At 63.4% G+C, this 15,623-nt stretch carries 20 protein-coding genes; 3 read left to right on the top strand and 17 right to left on the bottom strand.

Going from position 1 to position 15,623, the window contains the following annotated elements; translation table 11 throughout:
* Positions 1-3: 3 nt before the first annotated feature.
* The 8 genes from FHR23_RS01330 to hisB form a co-directional block, all read right to left on the bottom strand.
* Entirely contained in the window at positions 4-330 is a 327-nt protein-coding gene (locus tag FHR23_RS01330; RefSeq protein WP_184001137.1) for a phosphoribosyl-ATP diphosphatase, read from the bottom strand.
* Between the two features lie 31 nt (positions 331-361).
* Positions 362-568: a hypothetical protein gene (locus tag FHR23_RS01325; RefSeq protein WP_184002237.1), complete on the bottom strand. Its 207-nt coding sequence runs from the start codon at positions 566-568 to the stop codon at positions 362-364.
* 58 nt (positions 569-626) lie between these two features.
* Complete coding sequence (locus FHR23_RS01320) at positions 627-857, bottom strand: PEP-CTERM sorting domain-containing protein (RefSeq protein ID WP_184001136.1); 231 nt, start codon at positions 855-857, stop codon at positions 627-629.
* A gap of 136 nt (positions 858-993) precedes the next feature.
* On the bottom strand, positions 994-1,752 hold the full coding sequence (gene hisF / locus FHR23_RS01315; protein WP_184001135.1) for an imidazole glycerol phosphate synthase subunit HisF: 759 nt from the start codon (positions 1,750-1,752) through the stop codon (positions 994-996).
* A gap of 97 nt (positions 1,753-1,849) precedes the next feature.
* A complete protein-coding gene (gene hisA, locus FHR23_RS01310) occupies positions 1,850-2,578 on the bottom strand; it encodes a 1-(5-phosphoribosyl)-5-[(5-phosphoribosylamino)methylideneamino]imidazole-4-carboxamide isomerase (RefSeq protein WP_184001134.1) in 729 nt (242 codons plus the stop codon).
* 127 nt (positions 2,579-2,705) lie between these two features.
* The gene (gene hisH, locus FHR23_RS01305) at positions 2,706-3,308 is read right to left on the bottom strand and encodes an imidazole glycerol phosphate synthase subunit HisH (protein ID WP_184001133.1); all 603 of its coding nucleotides are present in this window, start codon (positions 3,306-3,308) and stop codon (positions 2,706-2,708) included.
* Positions 3,305-3,592 carry a YciI family protein gene (locus tag FHR23_RS01300; RefSeq protein WP_184001132.1) on the bottom strand — a complete coding sequence of 96 codons (288 nt, stop codon included), beginning with the start codon at positions 3,590-3,592 and terminating at the stop codon, positions 3,305-3,307. The genes hisH and FHR23_RS01300 overlap by 4 nt, the downstream gene beginning before the upstream one ends.
* 27 nt (positions 3,593-3,619) lie before the next feature.
* A complete protein-coding gene (gene hisB, locus FHR23_RS01295) occupies positions 3,620-4,213 on the bottom strand; it encodes an imidazoleglycerol-phosphate dehydratase HisB (RefSeq protein WP_184001131.1) in 594 nt (197 codons plus the stop codon).
* 73 nt (positions 4,214-4,286) lie between these two features.
* Between hisB and FHR23_RS01290 the strand changes: the two genes are divergently transcribed.
* From FHR23_RS01290 to galU, 3 genes are all read left to right on the top strand, one after another.
* Positions 4,287-4,763 carry an SspB family protein gene (locus tag FHR23_RS01290; protein WP_184001130.1) on the top strand — a complete coding sequence of 159 codons (477 nt, stop codon included), beginning with the start codon at positions 4,287-4,289 and terminating at the stop codon, positions 4,761-4,763.
* Between the two features lie 89 nt (positions 4,764-4,852).
* Positions 4,853-6,244, top strand: a complete 1,392-nt coding sequence (gene fumC / locus FHR23_RS01285) for a class II fumarate hydratase (protein ID WP_184001129.1) — start codon at positions 4,853-4,855, stop codon at positions 6,242-6,244.
* 166 nt (positions 6,245-6,410) lie between these two features.
* Entirely contained in the window at positions 6,411-7,277 is an 867-nt protein-coding gene (galU, locus tag FHR23_RS01280) for a UTP--glucose-1-phosphate uridylyltransferase GalU (RefSeq protein ID WP_184001128.1), read from the top strand.
* Positions 7,278-7,350: 73 nt separating this feature from the next.
* Here the strand turns inward: galU and FHR23_RS16730 are convergent, their stop codons facing one another.
* The 9 genes from FHR23_RS16730 to ubiB form a co-directional block, all read right to left on the bottom strand.
* Positions 7,351-8,799, bottom strand: coding sequence for a sugar transferase (locus FHR23_RS16730; protein ID WP_343042926.1), 1,449 nt, complete (start codon positions 8,797-8,799; stop codon positions 7,351-7,353).
* A 255-nt stretch (positions 8,800-9,054) separates the two neighbouring features.
* Entirely contained in the window at positions 9,055-9,417 is a 363-nt protein-coding gene (locus tag FHR23_RS01270; protein WP_184001127.1) for a DsrE family protein, read from the bottom strand.
* On the bottom strand, positions 9,396-10,148 hold the full coding sequence (locus tag FHR23_RS01265; RefSeq protein WP_184001126.1) for a HesA/MoeB/ThiF family protein: 753 nt from the start codon (positions 10,146-10,148) through the stop codon (positions 9,396-9,398). Before FHR23_RS01265 ends, FHR23_RS01270 begins: the two co-directional genes overlap by 22 nt.
* Entirely contained in the window at positions 10,145-10,552 is a 408-nt protein-coding gene (locus FHR23_RS01260) for a hypothetical protein (protein ID WP_246359644.1), read from the bottom strand. The genes FHR23_RS01265 and FHR23_RS01260 overlap by 4 nt, the downstream gene beginning before the upstream one ends.
* On the bottom strand, positions 10,549-10,998 hold the full coding sequence (dut, locus tag FHR23_RS01255) for a dUTP diphosphatase (protein ID WP_184002104.1): 450 nt from the start codon (positions 10,996-10,998) through the stop codon (positions 10,549-10,551). The genes FHR23_RS01260 and dut overlap by 4 nt, the downstream gene beginning before the upstream one ends.
* Positions 10,995-11,801 carry an alpha/beta hydrolase gene (locus FHR23_RS01250; RefSeq protein ID WP_246359643.1) on the bottom strand — a complete coding sequence of 269 codons (807 nt, stop codon included), beginning with the start codon at positions 11,799-11,801 and terminating at the stop codon, positions 10,995-10,997. The genes dut and FHR23_RS01250 overlap by 4 nt, the downstream gene beginning before the upstream one ends.
* Positions 11,791-12,972, bottom strand: a complete 1,182-nt coding sequence (coaBC, locus tag FHR23_RS01245) for a bifunctional phosphopantothenoylcysteine decarboxylase/phosphopantothenate--cysteine ligase CoaBC (protein WP_184001125.1) — start codon at positions 12,970-12,972, stop codon at positions 11,791-11,793. The genes FHR23_RS01250 and coaBC overlap by 11 nt, the downstream gene beginning before the upstream one ends.
* Positions 12,969-14,078, bottom strand: coding sequence for a hypothetical protein (locus tag FHR23_RS01240; RefSeq protein WP_184001124.1), 1,110 nt, complete (start codon positions 14,076-14,078; stop codon positions 12,969-12,971). Before FHR23_RS01240 ends, coaBC begins: the two co-directional genes overlap by 4 nt.
* Entirely contained in the window at positions 14,078-15,610 is a 1,533-nt protein-coding gene (ubiB, locus tag FHR23_RS01235) for a 2-polyprenylphenol 6-hydroxylase (protein WP_184001123.1), read from the bottom strand. The genes FHR23_RS01240 and ubiB overlap by 1 nt, the downstream gene beginning before the upstream one ends.
* Between the last annotated feature and the right edge of the window lie 13 nt (positions 15,611-15,623).

Below are 15,623 nucleotides of genomic sequence, written 5' to 3'. Positions count from 1 at the left end.
CCATTATTCCGGTGCGCGCGACGCTTTTTCGACCAGACCCGACACGCCTTCGCGGCGTGCGAGTTCGGCGTAAACGTCTTCAAGCGTCAAGTCGCATTCGGCGAGCAGCACCAGCAGGTGAAAGATCAGGTCGGCGGCCTCTCCGGTCAGCGCAGCCTTGTCCTGCGCCAGCGCGGCGATCACGGTTTCGACCGCTTCCTCGCCGACTTTTTGCGCGATCTTGGCGCGTCCTTTTGCGTGCAGGCGTGCGACATAGGAACTGTCGGGGTCCGCGCCCATGCGGTTGCGGATCACGGATTCGAGGGCGGACAGGGGATCGGATGCGCTCATGCTGCCCGACATCGCAGGTCGCGCGGCGCTGTCAATCCTTCGTATCGTCGCGGCGGCGGGCAAAGCGCGCGCGCAGCGAGCGGCGGACGAACCAGATCGCGACGGCGGCGAAGATGAACAGCGCCACGTCCGACGGTTTGAAGCCGGTGCGGTCGATCAGCCCGGAATGCGGCGCGACACTGGCATGTGCGGGCAATGCCAGCAGCAGAGCGGTCAGTAAGGGGTGAAGGGGGCGCATGGCGATGATCCTACTCCCCCTTTACGGCGAAACGGTTAACCGGCGCCGCATTTACCCCTCAATCTCGGTCTTTTTTCTTCTTTGCCATCCGGCGACCGACATAGAGGCCGGCAAGGCCGGTCGCGAACAGCGCCAGCACACCCGGTTCCGGCACCGGCGCAGGGCTTCCGGTGGTCGGGTGACCACCCGAAGGCGGGCTGCTGGGCGGGCGCTCACTCATGGCATGCGCGGCGGTCAGCGGCATCACCGTGGCGGCGAGAACCAGCGACAGGTCGAACAGTTTAGACATGCGGTTTCCCCGATATTGTGCGTGTCGGTGAAAATCACGCAAACAACGGGCCAGATCGGGCTATGGCGCTGTATAGCGGCATAAACAGGGTTAACGCACTTCCGCCGGAGATGGTTACTGTAAAGCTAACCGACGATCAGCGGCGCGCGGGGATGCCCGCAGCGGTCAGGGCGGCATGGGCGTCGGCAATGGTGGCTTCGCCGAAATGGAAGATCGAGGCGGCGAGGACGGCGCTGGCATGGCCGTCGCGCACGCCCGCGACCAGATCGTCAAGATTGCCGACACCCCCCGACGCGACGACGGGGACGGAGACGGCATCGGCAATGGTGCGGATGAGCGTCAGGTCATAGCCGTCGCGCGTGCCGTCACGATCCATCGAGGTGACGAGCAATTCGCCCGCGCCCAGCTTTGCGAGCTTCAGCGCGTGTTCGACCGCGTCGATGCCGGTGGCGCGGCGGCCGCCATGGGTGAAGACCTCCCAATGATCGTCCACCCGCCGCGCATCGACCGAGGCGGTGATGCACTGGCTGCCGAAACGGTCGGCGATGTCGGCGACGACTTCGGGACGGGAAACGGCGGCGGAATTGACCGCGACCTTGTCTGCGCCCGCGAGCAGCAGCGCGCGGGCATCTTCGGCACTGCGCACGCCGCCGCCGACGGTCAGCGGCATGAAACATACCTCTGCGGTGCGGCGCACCACGTCGAGGATGGTGCCGCGCGCTTCATGACTGGCGGTGATGTCGAGGAAGCAGAGTTCGTCGGCCCCGGCAGCGTCATAGGCGCGCGCCTGCTCAACCGGATCGCCGGCGTCGATCAGGTCGACGAAATTGACGCCCTTGACCACACGGCCATTGACGACGTCGAGACACGGGATGACGCGGGCACGGACGGTCAAACGACGTCTCCGTTTGTGTCGAGCGACGTCGAGACACACGGAATCACGCACCCGCTTCTCGACTGTGCTCGAAGCGAACGGGTGGAGAGGATGCGCTTCATTGTGCCGCCACCCGGATCGCTTCCGCCAGATCGAGGCGGCCGTCATACAGTGCACGGCCGGTAATGACGCCTTCGATGCCGTCGCCGACATGGGCGGTGAGCGCCTCGATATCCGCAATCCCGGCGACCCCGCCGCTGGCAATGACGGGGATGGTGGCGGCGCGGGCGAGAGCCACGGTCGCTTCGACATTGCAGCCTTTGAGCAGGCCGTCGCGCCCGACATCGGTGAACAGCAGGGCGGCGACGCCCGCATCCTCGAACCGGCGGGCGAGGTCGGCTACTGGAACGTCCGACACATCGGCCCAGCCATGGGTGGCGACCATGCCGTCGCGCGCATCGACACCGACAACGATACGGTTCGGGTATGCGCGGGCGGCGGTGCGGACGAAATCGGGGTCGGTCAGCGCGGCCGTGCCGATGACGACACGCTCGACACCCAGACCGAGCCAGCGTTCGACACCGGCCATGTCGCGGATGCCGCCGCCCAGCTGCACCTTGCCGGGGAAGGCGGCGATGACGCTCGCGACCGCATCGCCATTGACCGAATGCCCGGCAAAGGCGCCGTCGAGATCGACCATGTGCAGCCAGTCCGCACCCGCTTGCGCAAATGCCTTTGCCTGCGCGGCGGGATCGTCGCCATAGATGGTGGCGCGGTCCATATCGCCCTCGGCCAGACGGACGACCTGACCGCCCTTTAGATCGATGGCGGGGAAGATGGTCAGCATTGGTTCCTCCCCTTGCAGGGAAGGGGGACCATGCGAAGCATGGTGGAGGGGTTTCTCGCTAGCCTGCGGGCGGTAACACCCCTCCGTCGCGCTAAGCGCGCCACCTCCCCTTGCAGGGGAGGAATGATTACGGACGCCATGCGAGGAACCTTTCCAGCAGCGCGATGCCGTAGCGCTGGCTTTTTTCGGGGTGGAACTGCACGCCCAGCAGATTCTCGCGGCCGATTGCCGCCGTCACCGGACCGCCATGATCGGTAGTGGCGAGCACGTTATCGCCCTCGAACGCATAGCTGTGCAGGAAATAGGCTTCGCCCGCTTCGATCAGCGGCGCGTCGGCGACCGGCACGACATCGTTCCAGCCCATATGGGGGACATGGATGCCGGGGGCGGGGGTGAGGGCACGTACCGTGCCGGGAATCCAGTTCAGGCCGGGATGGCTGCCGAATTCCTCTCCGGTGGTCGCGAGCAACTGCATCCCCACACAGACGCCGAGAAACGGCACGCCGTCACCCAGCACGCGTGCCTCCATCGCATCGACCATGCCGTCAATCGCGCGCAATCCGTCGGCACAGGCCCGGAATGCGCCGACACCGGGCAGCACCACGCGGTCGGCGCGACGCACCGTATCGGGATCGGCGGTAACGGCAATATCGGAAGCACCCGCCGCCTTCAGCGCATTGTGCACCGAATGCAGGTTGCCCGCGCCATAGTCGATCAGTGCAATCGTCACGCGGTCAGTTGCTCCAGCCCCGGCTCGACAAAGGTCGGTGCCCATTCGATCACCTTAACCTCTGCCGCGCCGTTGGCGACGAAGGGGTCGGTTTTCGCCAGTGCTTCGATTTCTGCACGGCTATCGCCTTTGGCAAAGATCACACCGCCTTCGCGCGGAACCTTGCGCCCCCATGCCATGAAAATCCCGGCTTCATGCTGACTGCGCAGCCAGGCGACATGATCGGGAAGCAGTTCGTCGATGCGCTCCATCGGCGCGGTATAGCGTAGCGACAGAATGAACATGGGCATTCTCCCTTGCCGGATGGTCGGTCAGCCGCCGAGCGTTCCCTTGGTGGAGGGAATGGCATCGGCCTTGCGCGGGTCGATCTCGGTTGCCGTGCGCAGTGCCCGCGCCAGCCCCTTGAACGCGCTTTCGGCGATATGGTGGTTGTTCGACCCGTAGAGCGTTTCGATGTGCAGCGTGATGCCTGCATTCTGTGCGAAGCTGTGGAAGAAATGTTCGAACATTTCGGTGTCCATCTCGCCCAGTCGCTTTTGCGAAAATTCGGTTTTCCACACCAGCCAGGGCCGTCCGGAAATGTCGAGCGCGACGCGGGTCAGCGTCTCATCCATCACCGACATGGCTTCGCCGTAGCGGCGGATGCCGCGCTTGTCTCCTAGGGCTTTCGCAATCGCCTCACCGATGGCGATGCCGGTATCCTCAACCGTATGATGCTGGTCGATATGCAGGTCGCCCACCGTCTTCACGTCCAGATCGATCAGCGAATGGCGCGAAAGCTGTTCGAGCATGTGATCGAAAAAGCCGATGCCGGTCGACACCTGATAGGTGCCGGTGCCGTCGAGATTGACGGTGACGTCGATCGACGTCTCGGCGGTCTTGCGGGAGAGGGTGGCGGTGCGCATAGTGTGACCACATAGCGCCCCTTTCGCGCCATGCAATCTTGACCGTACGGCAAAGGAGGTTAGCAGTTGCACCATGAGTGATGCCGTAGCCGACAGCCTGATTCCCTATGACGAGATCGTGCAGGAAGCCCTGCGCGCGGTGGTAGGACGCGTTCTTGGACAAATTCAGGAACAGGGCGGTCTTCCCGGCAGCCACCATTTTTATATTACTTTCAAGACTCAAGCGCCCGGTGTGGACATTCCCCAGCGGCTGATCGACCGGTTTCCGGACGAGATGACGATCGTCATGCAGCACCGCTATTGGGATCTGACGGTCGATGACGAGCGCTTTTCGGTGGGGCTGAGTTTCAACCAGATTCCGTCGACTCTGGTGATTCCCTATTCGGCGATCACCGGATTTCACGATCCGGCGGTCAATTTCGAACTGCGCTTTCAGGCTGCCGAAGGGCCGGAAGGGCCGGAGCCGCACGAATCGAGCGAGAATGACGATACCGGCGAGAGTGCGGACGGGTCGAACGTCGTCGCGGTGGATTTCAAACGCAAAAAGTGATGCTTCAGCCGGTGCCCTTTATGGGTTTGCGGCCTTGTTTCGGGCTGGAACGCTCCCAAGTCATGGCAGCATGACTTGAGGAGGCCCGAATGCCCGACACCCGCACCGAAAGCGACTCGATCGGCAGTATTGAAGTCCCTGCCGACGCCTATTGGGGCGCGCAGACCGAGCGCAGCCTGGAGAATTTTCCGTTCGGCAGTCGTGAGCGGATGCCGGTCGAGATCGTTCATGCGCTGGGGATCATCAAACAGGCGGCGGCGCGCGTAAATCGCGGGCATGGGCTGGACGCACAACTGGCCGATGCGATCGAGGCGGCGGCGGCGGAAGTGGCCGCGGGCAAGCTGGACGATCAGTTTCCATTGGTCATCTGGCAGACCGGATCGGGCACGCAATCGAACATGAATGCGAACGAGGTGATTGCGGGCCGCGCCAACGAAGCGCTGACCGGCAAACGCGGCGGCAAATCGCCGGTGCATCCCAATGATCACGTCAACAAATCGCAAAGTTCCAACGATACTTTTCCGACCGCCATCCACGTCGCTGCCTCTCTGGCGGTGACGCGGCGGTTGCTGCCCGCGCTCGACCGGTTGCACAAGGCGCTGGATGCAAAGTCGACGCAATGGGATGGGATCGTCAAGATCGGGCGCACCCATTTGCAGGACGCGACACCGCTGACGCTGGGGCAGGAATTTTCGGGCTATGCCAACCAGCTTTATCGCTGTCGTCGGCGGATCGAACCGGCGATCGAACATGGCACCAACCGGCTGGCGCAGGGCGGTACGGCGGTCGGCACCGGCCTGAACGCACCCAGGGGATTTGCGGTGGAAATCTGCAGGGCGATCAGCGAAATCGCCGACAATCCGTTCATTCCGGCGGAAAACAGTTTCGAGGCGCTGGCGTCGAATGACCCGGTCGTGCACCTGTCGGGCACGCTCAACACGCTGGCCGTAGCGTTGAGCAAGATCGGCAACGATATCCGCCTGCTGGGATCGGGGCCGCGCTGCGGGCTGGGCGAGCTTGATCTTCCCGCCAATGAGCCGGGCAGTTCGATCATGCCGGGCAAGGTCAACCCCACCCAGTGCGAGATGCTGACCATGGTGGCGGCGCAGGTAATGGGCAATCATCAGGCGATTACCGTCGGCGGATTGCAGGGACACCTCGAACTCAACGTGTTCAAGCCGATGATCGGTGCGGCGGTGTTGCGCTCGATCGATCTGCTCGCCACCGCGATGCAGAGCTTTGCCGAGCGTTGCGTCGAGGGGATGGAGGCCAATGAGTCGCGGATCGCTGAGCTGCGCGACCGATCGCTGATGCTCGTCACCGCGCTGGCGCCCGAAATCGGCTATGACAATGCGGCAAAAATCGCCAAGCATGCACATGAAAAAGGACTGACATTAAAGGAATCCGGGCTGGAACTGGGGCTGGTAGATGCCGACACGTTCGATCGGCTGGTGCGGCCGGAAACCATGGTCGGGCGGTAAGCCCATGACAGCGCCGTGCTGCGGTCGCGATACCGCGGGAAAGCTGCGGTATAACCCGCCATGGGTGGTAAAAACCTCCTTCAGCGGCCATGATAGGGCAATTCTGGATAGGTGCACTGTCAGTCAGGTTCATGGCATAGCGCAGTGAAATCACAGGGAGTATTGAATGACGAAGCCGCTGAAGAAGGCTGTTTTTCCGGTTGCGGGACTTGGTACCCGTTTCCTGCCCGCGACCAAGGCGGTACCGAAGGAAATGCTGCCGGTCGTCGACAAGCCGCTGATCCAATATGCGGTCGATGAAGCGGTCGAAGCAGGGATCGAGCAGATGATCCTCGTCACCGGGCGCGGCAAGGGCGCGATCGAGGACCATTTCGACATCGCCTATGAACTGGAAGCGACGATGAAGGCGCGCGGCAAGTCGCTGGAAGTGCTCGAAGGCACGCGGCTGAAGCCCGGCAGCTTCGCGTATGTCCGGCAGCAGGAGCCGATGGGGCTGGGTCATGCGGTATGGTGCGCGCGCGACCTGATCGGCGATGAACCGTTCGCGGTGGTGCTGCCCGACGATTTCATGCACGGGAAGCCGGGGTGCCTGAAACAGATGGTCGATGCCTATGAAAAGGTCGGCGGCAATCTGATCTGCGCGATGGAGGTGCCCGATGAAGCGACGCAGAAATATGGCATCATCACACCGGGTGCGCGCGACGGTGCGCTGACCGAGGTGAAGGGACTGGTGGAAAAGCCCGCGCCGGGAACCTCGCCATCCAATCTGGCGGTGATCGGGCGCTATGTGCTGCAACCTGAAGTCATGCGCCTGCTGGAAAATCAGGAAGCGGGTGCGGGCGGCGAAATCCAGCTTACCGATGCGATGGCGCGGATGATCGGCGACCAGCCTTTCCATGGCGTTACCTTTGCCGGTGTGCGGCACGATTGCGGCGACAAGGCCGGGTTTCTGCACGCAAACCTGGCAGTGGCGATGGAACGTGCCGATCTGGCCGGGCCGGTCGGGGATTTCGCGCGCACGCTGCTGGGGTAATCCGGCGGGACAATCATGTTCACAAAAAAGGCGGCGCCGGGAACGGCAGCCGCCTTTTTCATGCCCGCTCTTTTTAAAAAGCGTTGCGGTGGAAAACCACGCCGACTGTCTGAAACACAATCTTGAAATCGCGCCAGATGGTCCAGCCCTGAAGATATTCCAGATCGGAGTTCAGGCGGTCCTGAAGATCGCGCTCCACCAGCGTCGCACCCCGGAAGCCGCGCACCTGTGCCAGACCGGTGACGCCGGGCTTTGCAGCGTGGCGATCCCAATAGCGACGGTCGACCTCCCAGAACAGCTTGTCGGCAGCGCGAGAAGCCACCGCATGCGGGCGCGGGCCGACAATGCTCATCTCACCGCGCAGGACATTCAGCAATTGCGGCAATTCGTCGATGCTGGTCTTGCGCAGAATGTTGCCGACACGCGTAATCCGATCATCACTACGCGATGTCGAACGGCTTCCCTTTGCATCGCAAAGATCGGCGTACATGCTGCGGAATTTATAAACGCGGAACAAATGGTTGCTGCGCCCGATCCGTTCCTGACGGAAGAAAACGGGCCCGCGGCTGTCCAGCTTGATCCAGATCGCCACCGTGATCAGCAGCGGCGACAACAGCAGCAGCGCAATCGACGCTACGGCCAGGTCGAACAGGCGCTTGGTTGCACGGTCGAACAGGTTGAGAGGGCCCGTGGCGACGATGATCGACGGCGTACGACGATCCCGACCCATGCCGGAGGGGGCATATTCATGTAGTTCGGGCATATAGATTTCGCCCTGAACATTCGTGCCCTGCAATGCTCTGGTCCAGGCCATCCTGCGACGTGGTTCGCAAACGACCAGAACCCGATCCGCCGCGCCCAGTGCTTTCGCCATGCGCTGATACATTCTGGGGTCGTTAAGATCGGGATTCAGCAGCGGATCGGCCATGACCACATAATCATGATTGCCCTTGGGAACGGGCAGGTTTCCATCAACAATCACCAGCGTCTGGAACGGATGCCCGCCGATCAGCCGATCAAGCCAGGACACGACGCCAAACCGCGCTATCGACAGGAGTACCACAGCGCTGACCGAACTCAGCCCGATGGTAAGGCGAGGGAAAGATTCACTGGTTTTCGTGTAAAACAATGCCAGCGTAGCAGCGGCCGTTGCCAGCAGCAGTGAACGAACCCCTTTGCGCACGGCTACGTAAGGACTGCGCATGGCGTTGGACGTATAAGCGTGCTGATTACCGCCAATCACCAGATACAGCAGGACCAGCGCAGTGGCATACAGGCCGGGTGCCGTCGAACCGCTGACGGTCCGGAGGGCGCTGATAACCGGAAACGGAGCTCCAATCGCGACGATATCGACGAGCAGCAGGATCAGGATGGCGCGACCATGCAGCGCGGAATTGTTAGGCGCCGAGCCTGGATGCGCGGGAACGGTCGCAGTCGGCAGCGGCGCGACCGGCGTCAAGTCCTGATCCATCGGATCATTTTCCTGAAATGCCGCTTTTGCAAGCTTACTGGCGGTTGCCACCCATGCCTCCAGATGCCGTGGACGGTGAAAGCTATCGGATCATGATCAGGATAGCAACATATTGCGTCGCACAAGAATGGGACAGGGCTTTGAAAAGCAACCATTCATCGATCATTTGACGGTTGGATCGGGTTTATGAGGGGGGCCGCATGCTGCCGTACGGGATCGACTGTCCATGCCCCAAAGGAAGGAGGTACATGATTCGCAAGGCGTAGAACGGATGATTCGTTTTACTTCGTAAAACCTGCTTCCGGATCAGAATGCGATCAGCGCGTCATCCGGCCGATCGGCAAGAAGCTGGATGAGTCCGGCAATCTCAACATTCGCGACAAGGGTTTCGGGCCGGTTTTCCGTGATCGTCAGCCCGGTGGGGCAGGCATATAGGCGCACCCCGCACTCCGACGCGGTTGCCAGCAAGCTGAGCCGGTCGGGCAGGCCATGTTCCGGCGTAGTTGCATCTCCCTTTTCCGAAAGCAGGCTAACCGCGCGCTCATGGCAATAAACGCGCACTGGATCGGCGCTGGTGGCGGCCCTGGCACAGGCAAGCGTCAGCGCCGCGCGGAAGCGTTCGGGATCATCGGTGGCAACGAAGATGGTCAGGCCGCACATGCCGGACATCCCGGATCCTTGGGCAGGGTGAGCGTGCGGAAACGCAGCGACAGTGCGTCGACGAGCAGCAGTTTTCCGGCGCTGTCTTCACCGAACGGGACGATGGCCCGAACCGCCTCGATCGCGGCGAGGCTGCCCATCATGCCGGTCAGGGCACCGAGGACGCCCTGTTCGGCGCAGCTTGCCTCCTCGCGTTCCGGCGATCCGCCTACGAAACAGCGATAGCAGGGCTTGTCCGCTTCCCAGCCGCGAAAGACGCCCAACTGGCCCTCGAACTGACCGACAGCCGCCGACACCAGCGGAATCGACAGCGCCAGTGCCGCATCCGCAACCGCGAGCCGGGTGGCGAAATTGTCGCTGCCGTCGACCACGACATCGGTACCGCTCAGCATCGCCTGCGCGTTTTCGGCATCGATACGATGTACGAGGCCCTCGACCCGGACGTCAGGATTGAGGGCGTCGACATAGTGCGCCGCCGCTTCGGTCTTGAACTTTCCGGTGTCAGCGGTCCGGAACAGGGTCTGGCGTTGCAGATTGGACGGATCGACATGATCGTCGTCAATGATGGTCAGCCGCCCCACACCGGCAGCGGCCAGATATTGAATGACCGGCGATCCGATCCCGCCCGCGCCGATCACGGCAACATGCGCGTCGAGCAGGCGTGCCTGACCGGCGCCACCGATTTCTTTCAGAATGATGTGGCGGGCATAGCGTTCGAGCTGGCTGTCGCTCAGCATCAATGTTTCCAGCTATAGACGACCGATGTGCGATACCAGGTTTCAGGCGCTTCCGCAGGAAGAAGGAGGTTGTTGCGGGCAAAGCCGGTGACCAGCCCGGCAGTATATTGCTCCACCGTGGCGCAATTGATGGCATGGGGGATGGTTGCCCGAATGGTCCCGTCCCCCGACAGCATGACGGCAACCTTTACAGTGATGACGTGCTGGCCGTTGATGCGCGGCGGCATCGGGCAGTGCTCGGTCGCCATTTCCTGCGCTACATATTGGGTCATTTGCGGGGTGACGACCGGTCGCGTCTGATAGGGAAGCGGCGGCAGGGCATCCCAGTCCATCGCCGTTTTGAGCGAGGGCAGATCGGCCTGATCTGTCGCAAAGGCCATCATCAGCAGGGCGACGGCTTCCTTCATCGCCCGGTCGACCCGAATCCGCCCGCGCCACGCACGGTTGCGTCGAGTTCTGCGACCGTTTCAATCACAGCCTTCTGCACGGCGGCGGGCACGAGCTGGGCAATCCTCTCCCCACGGCCAACCGCAAAATCCTCCTGCCCCAGATTGGCAAGAATGACCTTCACCTCGCCGCGATAATCGCTGTCGATCGTGCCGGGAGTGTTGAGGCAGGTGATGCCGTGCTTGAGCGCAAGGCCCGAGCGGGGGCGCACCTGTACCTCAAAGCCCGGCGGTATGGCGATGGCGAAACCGCTTGCCACGGCCGCCCTTTCACCGGGGCTGAGCGTCAGATCTTCGGCGGCAACGATATCCATGCCGGCGGCACCCTCGGTCGCATAGGCCGGGACCGGCAGGTCCGCTCCGTGCGGCAGCCGTTTGAACAATATCCGGATCGGCTCCACCGTCAGCGTTTCCCTGTCAGCGCTGCGGCAAGCCGCTCGGTTGCCTTCAAAGTTTCGGGATCATTCAACAGCCTATGCCCTCTGTTCGGCAGAATGTGATAATCGGTCGCAATGCCGCGAAGTGCAAGAGCTTCTGCATAGGGGCCGGAAAAACGCCGCGGTGCTATGGTATCATCGGCACCCACCAGAATGGCCGCGCGCATGTCGGCGGCAACGCCACCGGCGGTTTGTAGCGGGTCGAGGCTTTCAACCGGGGCGCTCCATTCCGGCGCTCCGGTCTGTTTTGCCATATGACGCCGCCATTCGGGCAGCGTGCAGGGACAGGACAGCAGTACCATACCGTCGATGATGCCCGATTCGATCCCGGCCAGATCGGCGGCGATCGCGGCGCCGCCGTTGACGCCGACCACAATGACCTTGGCGTGCGGCATCCGCGTGCGCCAGGCGGCGATGGTTTCGCCAACAAGGTTGATGCGGTCGCGCGTGTAATTGTCACCGCTTCCGTCCCCGCGCTCGCCCGGCGAGCGATTGCCTTCCTGATCCGCATAGCCGGGGCGCAAGATGGTCAGCACGGCGCTGTCGGGAATGGTTTTGGTGACCTGCGCGGCAAAGTCGGCGGGGTCGGTGCGTTTGTCCGCAGTGCCGTCACCGGGCAGGATGACAACCAGCGTTTTGACCCGCGACGCAGCGGTATCGCCGGTACGTTGCGCATATAGCGGCGTTTCCGGCGGCGGCATGACCTTTGTGGCCATGCATCCGGCCAGTGCGAGCGGCAGAGCGAGCAGCAGCGTTTTCCGGTTACAGCGCATCGGCGATCCGTTCCGCCAGTCGCCGGGCGACCTCCTGCTTGTCCATGCGTTCCCAGCTTTCGGTGCCGGTTTTGGTAATCAGGTGAATGCTGTTCGCATTTCCCCCCATGACATCTCCCGAAACATCATTGGCGACGATCCAGTCGGCATTTTTGCGCGTGCGTTTGGCTGTCGCATGTTCGACCACCTTGTCGGTTTCCGCCGCAAAGCCGACCAGCAGATGCGGGCGGCGCGGACTGGCTCCCAGCATGGCGAGGATATCCGGATTCTCCACCAGCGCCAGTTCGGGTGCGGCACCGCCGTCCTTCTTGATCTTGTGATCCGCCTGTTCAACCCGCCAGTCGGCGACTGCGGCGACCATGACGGCGGCATCCGCAGGCAGGGCGGCGGCGACGGCATTGGCCATTTCCTGCGCGGTTTCGACATCGATCCGCGCGACACCGGGCGGGGTGGGCAGCGCCACCGGACCCGATACCAGCGTCACGCGCGCGCCAAGCCGCGCCAGTGCACCGGCAATCGCAAATCCCTGACGCCCCGAAGAGCGGTTGGCGAGATACCGTACCGGATCGATCGGTTCATGCGTCGGCCCCGCAGTGACGAGGATGTGCTTCCCCGCCAGCCGGTCGGACGCCGGAGCCTCTCCAAGGGCGTCCGTGATCGCGGCGACGATCGCCTCCGGTTCGGGCAGGCGACCGGGGCCGTATTCGCCACAGGCCATCGCGCCTTCATCGGGTTCGAGTACGGTAATGCCGTCACCGCGCAGTTGCGCGACGTTGCGGCGCGTGGCGGCGTGCTGCCACATGCGGACATTCATCGCGGGTGCGGCGAGCACCGGCTTGTCGGTCGCAAGCAGCAGCGTGGTGGCAAGGTCATCGGCAATTCCCGCCGCCATCTTTGCCAGCAGATCGGCGGTGGCGGGCGCGACGACGACCAGATCGGCATCCCGACTCAACTGGATATGCCCCATCTCCGCCTCGTCCTTCAGATCCCACAGACTGGTATGGACGGGATTTTCGGACAGCGCGGCCAGCGTCATCGGCGTTACGAACTGCGCACCGCCATCGGTCAGTACGCAGCGCACGCCCAGTCCCGCCTTGCGGCACAGGCGGATCAGCTCGCAGGCCTTATAGGCAGCGATCCCGCCGCCGACGATCAGCAAAATGCGCTTCATCGGCTGATCCTCTGCACGCGAACGCGCCGCGTGTCGAGCATTGCGCGCACCGCGTCGCGCAGGCCGTCGGGTACGAAGATCAGTCCAACCAGCAGCAGCGGTGCCACCATCAGCCCCCAGTAAAAGGTATCGGTGCGGCCCATCACGCTGATAAACAGGGCATAACTGAGCAGTGTCGCCAATACCCGCAGCCCGGCGGCACCGGGACAGCTTGCCCAGCCGAACAATGCCAGCGCGATCAACGGTGCCGCGATCCACAAGGGCGCACCCTGGAGCGCAGTGGCAAGAACCACCGACTTCACGAACAGGCCGAAGCCGTGCAGCCCGTGCCATCCCGGCGAGGCGGGATCGAGCGGGCCGACCACCTTGTCCACGGCCATGGCGTGCAGCGTCAGCGCGACGAAGAAAATACCGAGCGCGACCGCCCAGCCGATTGCTTCGCGCCGATGCCCTCCGGCAAAAGCAAGGATCGCCATGACCAGTATGTAGAGCGCTGCCGTTTCGCGGATGAGCATGGCGCAAAGCCCGAGCGCCACCGCGTCGATCCAGCGATCCGGCTTACGCAGTGCCAGCGACAGGGCGATCAGCAGTGCCGACCAGATTTCGTGGAACGGGGCCAGCGCGGGCTGGATACAGGCAAGCATTCCCGCCAGCATCAGCAACATCGCGACGGTGAGGGGAAGCACGCCGGACAATAACGGGCGAAGGCGTCGATACCAGGCGATTGCCGCAGCCAGTGCCAGTAGTTCGAGCAGCGCGGTCACCCCCCATGGAGGAAGCATGGCCTGTACCATGGCAAGGGTCGGCAGGCGGAAAGTGAGAAAGGGCTTCAGCGGAAAATTGCCTGCACGCAGGGCGGAAGCGGTCACGCTGTAATATTTGCCGCCCGCGCGGATGCCGTCGACGATGGAGCCGTAGAGATAGAGGTCGGTCTGTTCCGCGACGACGGGTGCGCCGGGCTGATGGCCCGCCGGGGTCGAAAACGCGGTAAGCGATGCGATCAGCAGCAGCGCGAGCGCGGTCAGCGTCCAGATGCCCTGACGGTGCGAGATGCCGGAAAACCGGCTCGGCTCGCGAAGCCATAAGGGCGGAAGGACGCGGGCCATCAGTGCAGCAGCAGCGTCGCGATCACGCCGAGCGCGGCGGCGAGGATGGCCACCGCCAGATAGCGCCAGCCGCCGCCGACGCGCACGACCTGAATATCCTTGAGCGGAGGTGCGGGCGGGGCGCCCCCCGGTGTCGGGAAATGGCGTTCGATATTGCGGACAAGTTGCGGCAGGCGGGCAAGCGTGCGCATATCCTCGATGAGCCGGTCTGCAACGGCGGCTTCGGGGCCGAGTTCGCCGCGGATCCATTCGCGGATGAACGGTGCCGCCGTGTCCCACAGGTTGATGTCGGGATCGAGCGTGGTGGCTACACCCTCCACCATCACCATCGTTTTTTGCAGCAGCAGCAGATGCGGCTGGGTCTGCATGTCGAAATCGCGGGTGATATTGAACAGCGAATCGAGCATCAGCCCGACCGACATGTCCTTGACCGCCATGCCGCGCATCGGCTCTCCCACTGCGCGCAGGGCCGTCGCGAACTCGGCGACATTATGGTGGGCAGGGACATAGCCTGCCTCGAAATGAATTTCGGCGACACGGCGGTAATTGCCGGTGATCAGGCCGTAGAGGATTTCCGCGAGCCAGACGCGTGCACGGCGGTCGATGCGGCCCATGATGCCGAAATCAATCGCGGCGATCCGTCCGTCGGCAAGCGCGAACAGATTGCCCTGATGCATATCGGCATGGAAAAAGCCTTCGGCAATCGCCTGACGCAGAAAGGCACGCACCAGCTTTTGCGCCAGATCGGTCAGGTCATGCCCCGCCTCGATCAGTCTGTCGCGGTCGGACAGTTTGATGCCGTCCACCCATTCGAGCGTCAGCACCTTGCCGCTGGTGCGCTGCCAGTCGATTGCGGGGATCAGGAAATCCGGCTCCGCCTGCATTCCGTCGGCCAGTTCGGAAGCCGAGGCGGCTTCGCGGCGCAGATCGAGTTCGCGCGCGGTCCAGCGCTTGAAGGTATCGATGACCAGCCGGGGGCGCAGCCGCGCGGCCTCGCCGCCCATCGCCTCCACCTGCGCGGCGGCCCATTCATAGGTGTCGATGGCACGGGCGAACTCCGCCTCGACGCCGGGGCGCAGCACCTTCACCGCGACGGTGCGGCCGTCGGTGGTGGTGGCGCGATGCACCTGTGCGATGGAGGCAGCGCCGATCGGTTCCTCTTCGATTTCGCTGAACAGCGTGTCGACGGGATTGGCGAAACTGGCCTCGATGGCGTCGCGGATGACCGGGAAGGGCAGGGCGGGCAGCGCATCCTGCAACCGCCGGAGGTCGTTCGCCGCCTCTTCGCCGACCAGATCGGGACGGGTCGCGAGCGTCTGGCCCAGCTTGATCGCGGCAGGACCGATCGCCTGAAACGCGTCGGCATAGCCGGGAGTTTTCGGCATACGGGCACCGAAGCGTAGCAATCGGGCCAAACGTCGCACCGACCGTGGGGTGTTGCGGTCGCGCTCGATCCCGAGCAGCGCGCCATGCCGGGCGAGGATGCGGCCCCATTTGCGCAGCCTCCAGAGGTGAACGAATGACGGGGTCACGATACCCCCTGCA

The sequence above is a fragment of the Stakelama sediminis genome, assembly GCF_014199335.1.
In the GTDB taxonomy this organism is placed as follows: domain Bacteria; phylum Pseudomonadota; class Alphaproteobacteria; order Sphingomonadales; family Sphingomonadaceae; genus Sphingomonas; species Sphingomonas sediminis.
Note: the sequence above shows the minus strand (reverse complement) of the source record. Positions and strands in the feature narration are given on the sequence as shown.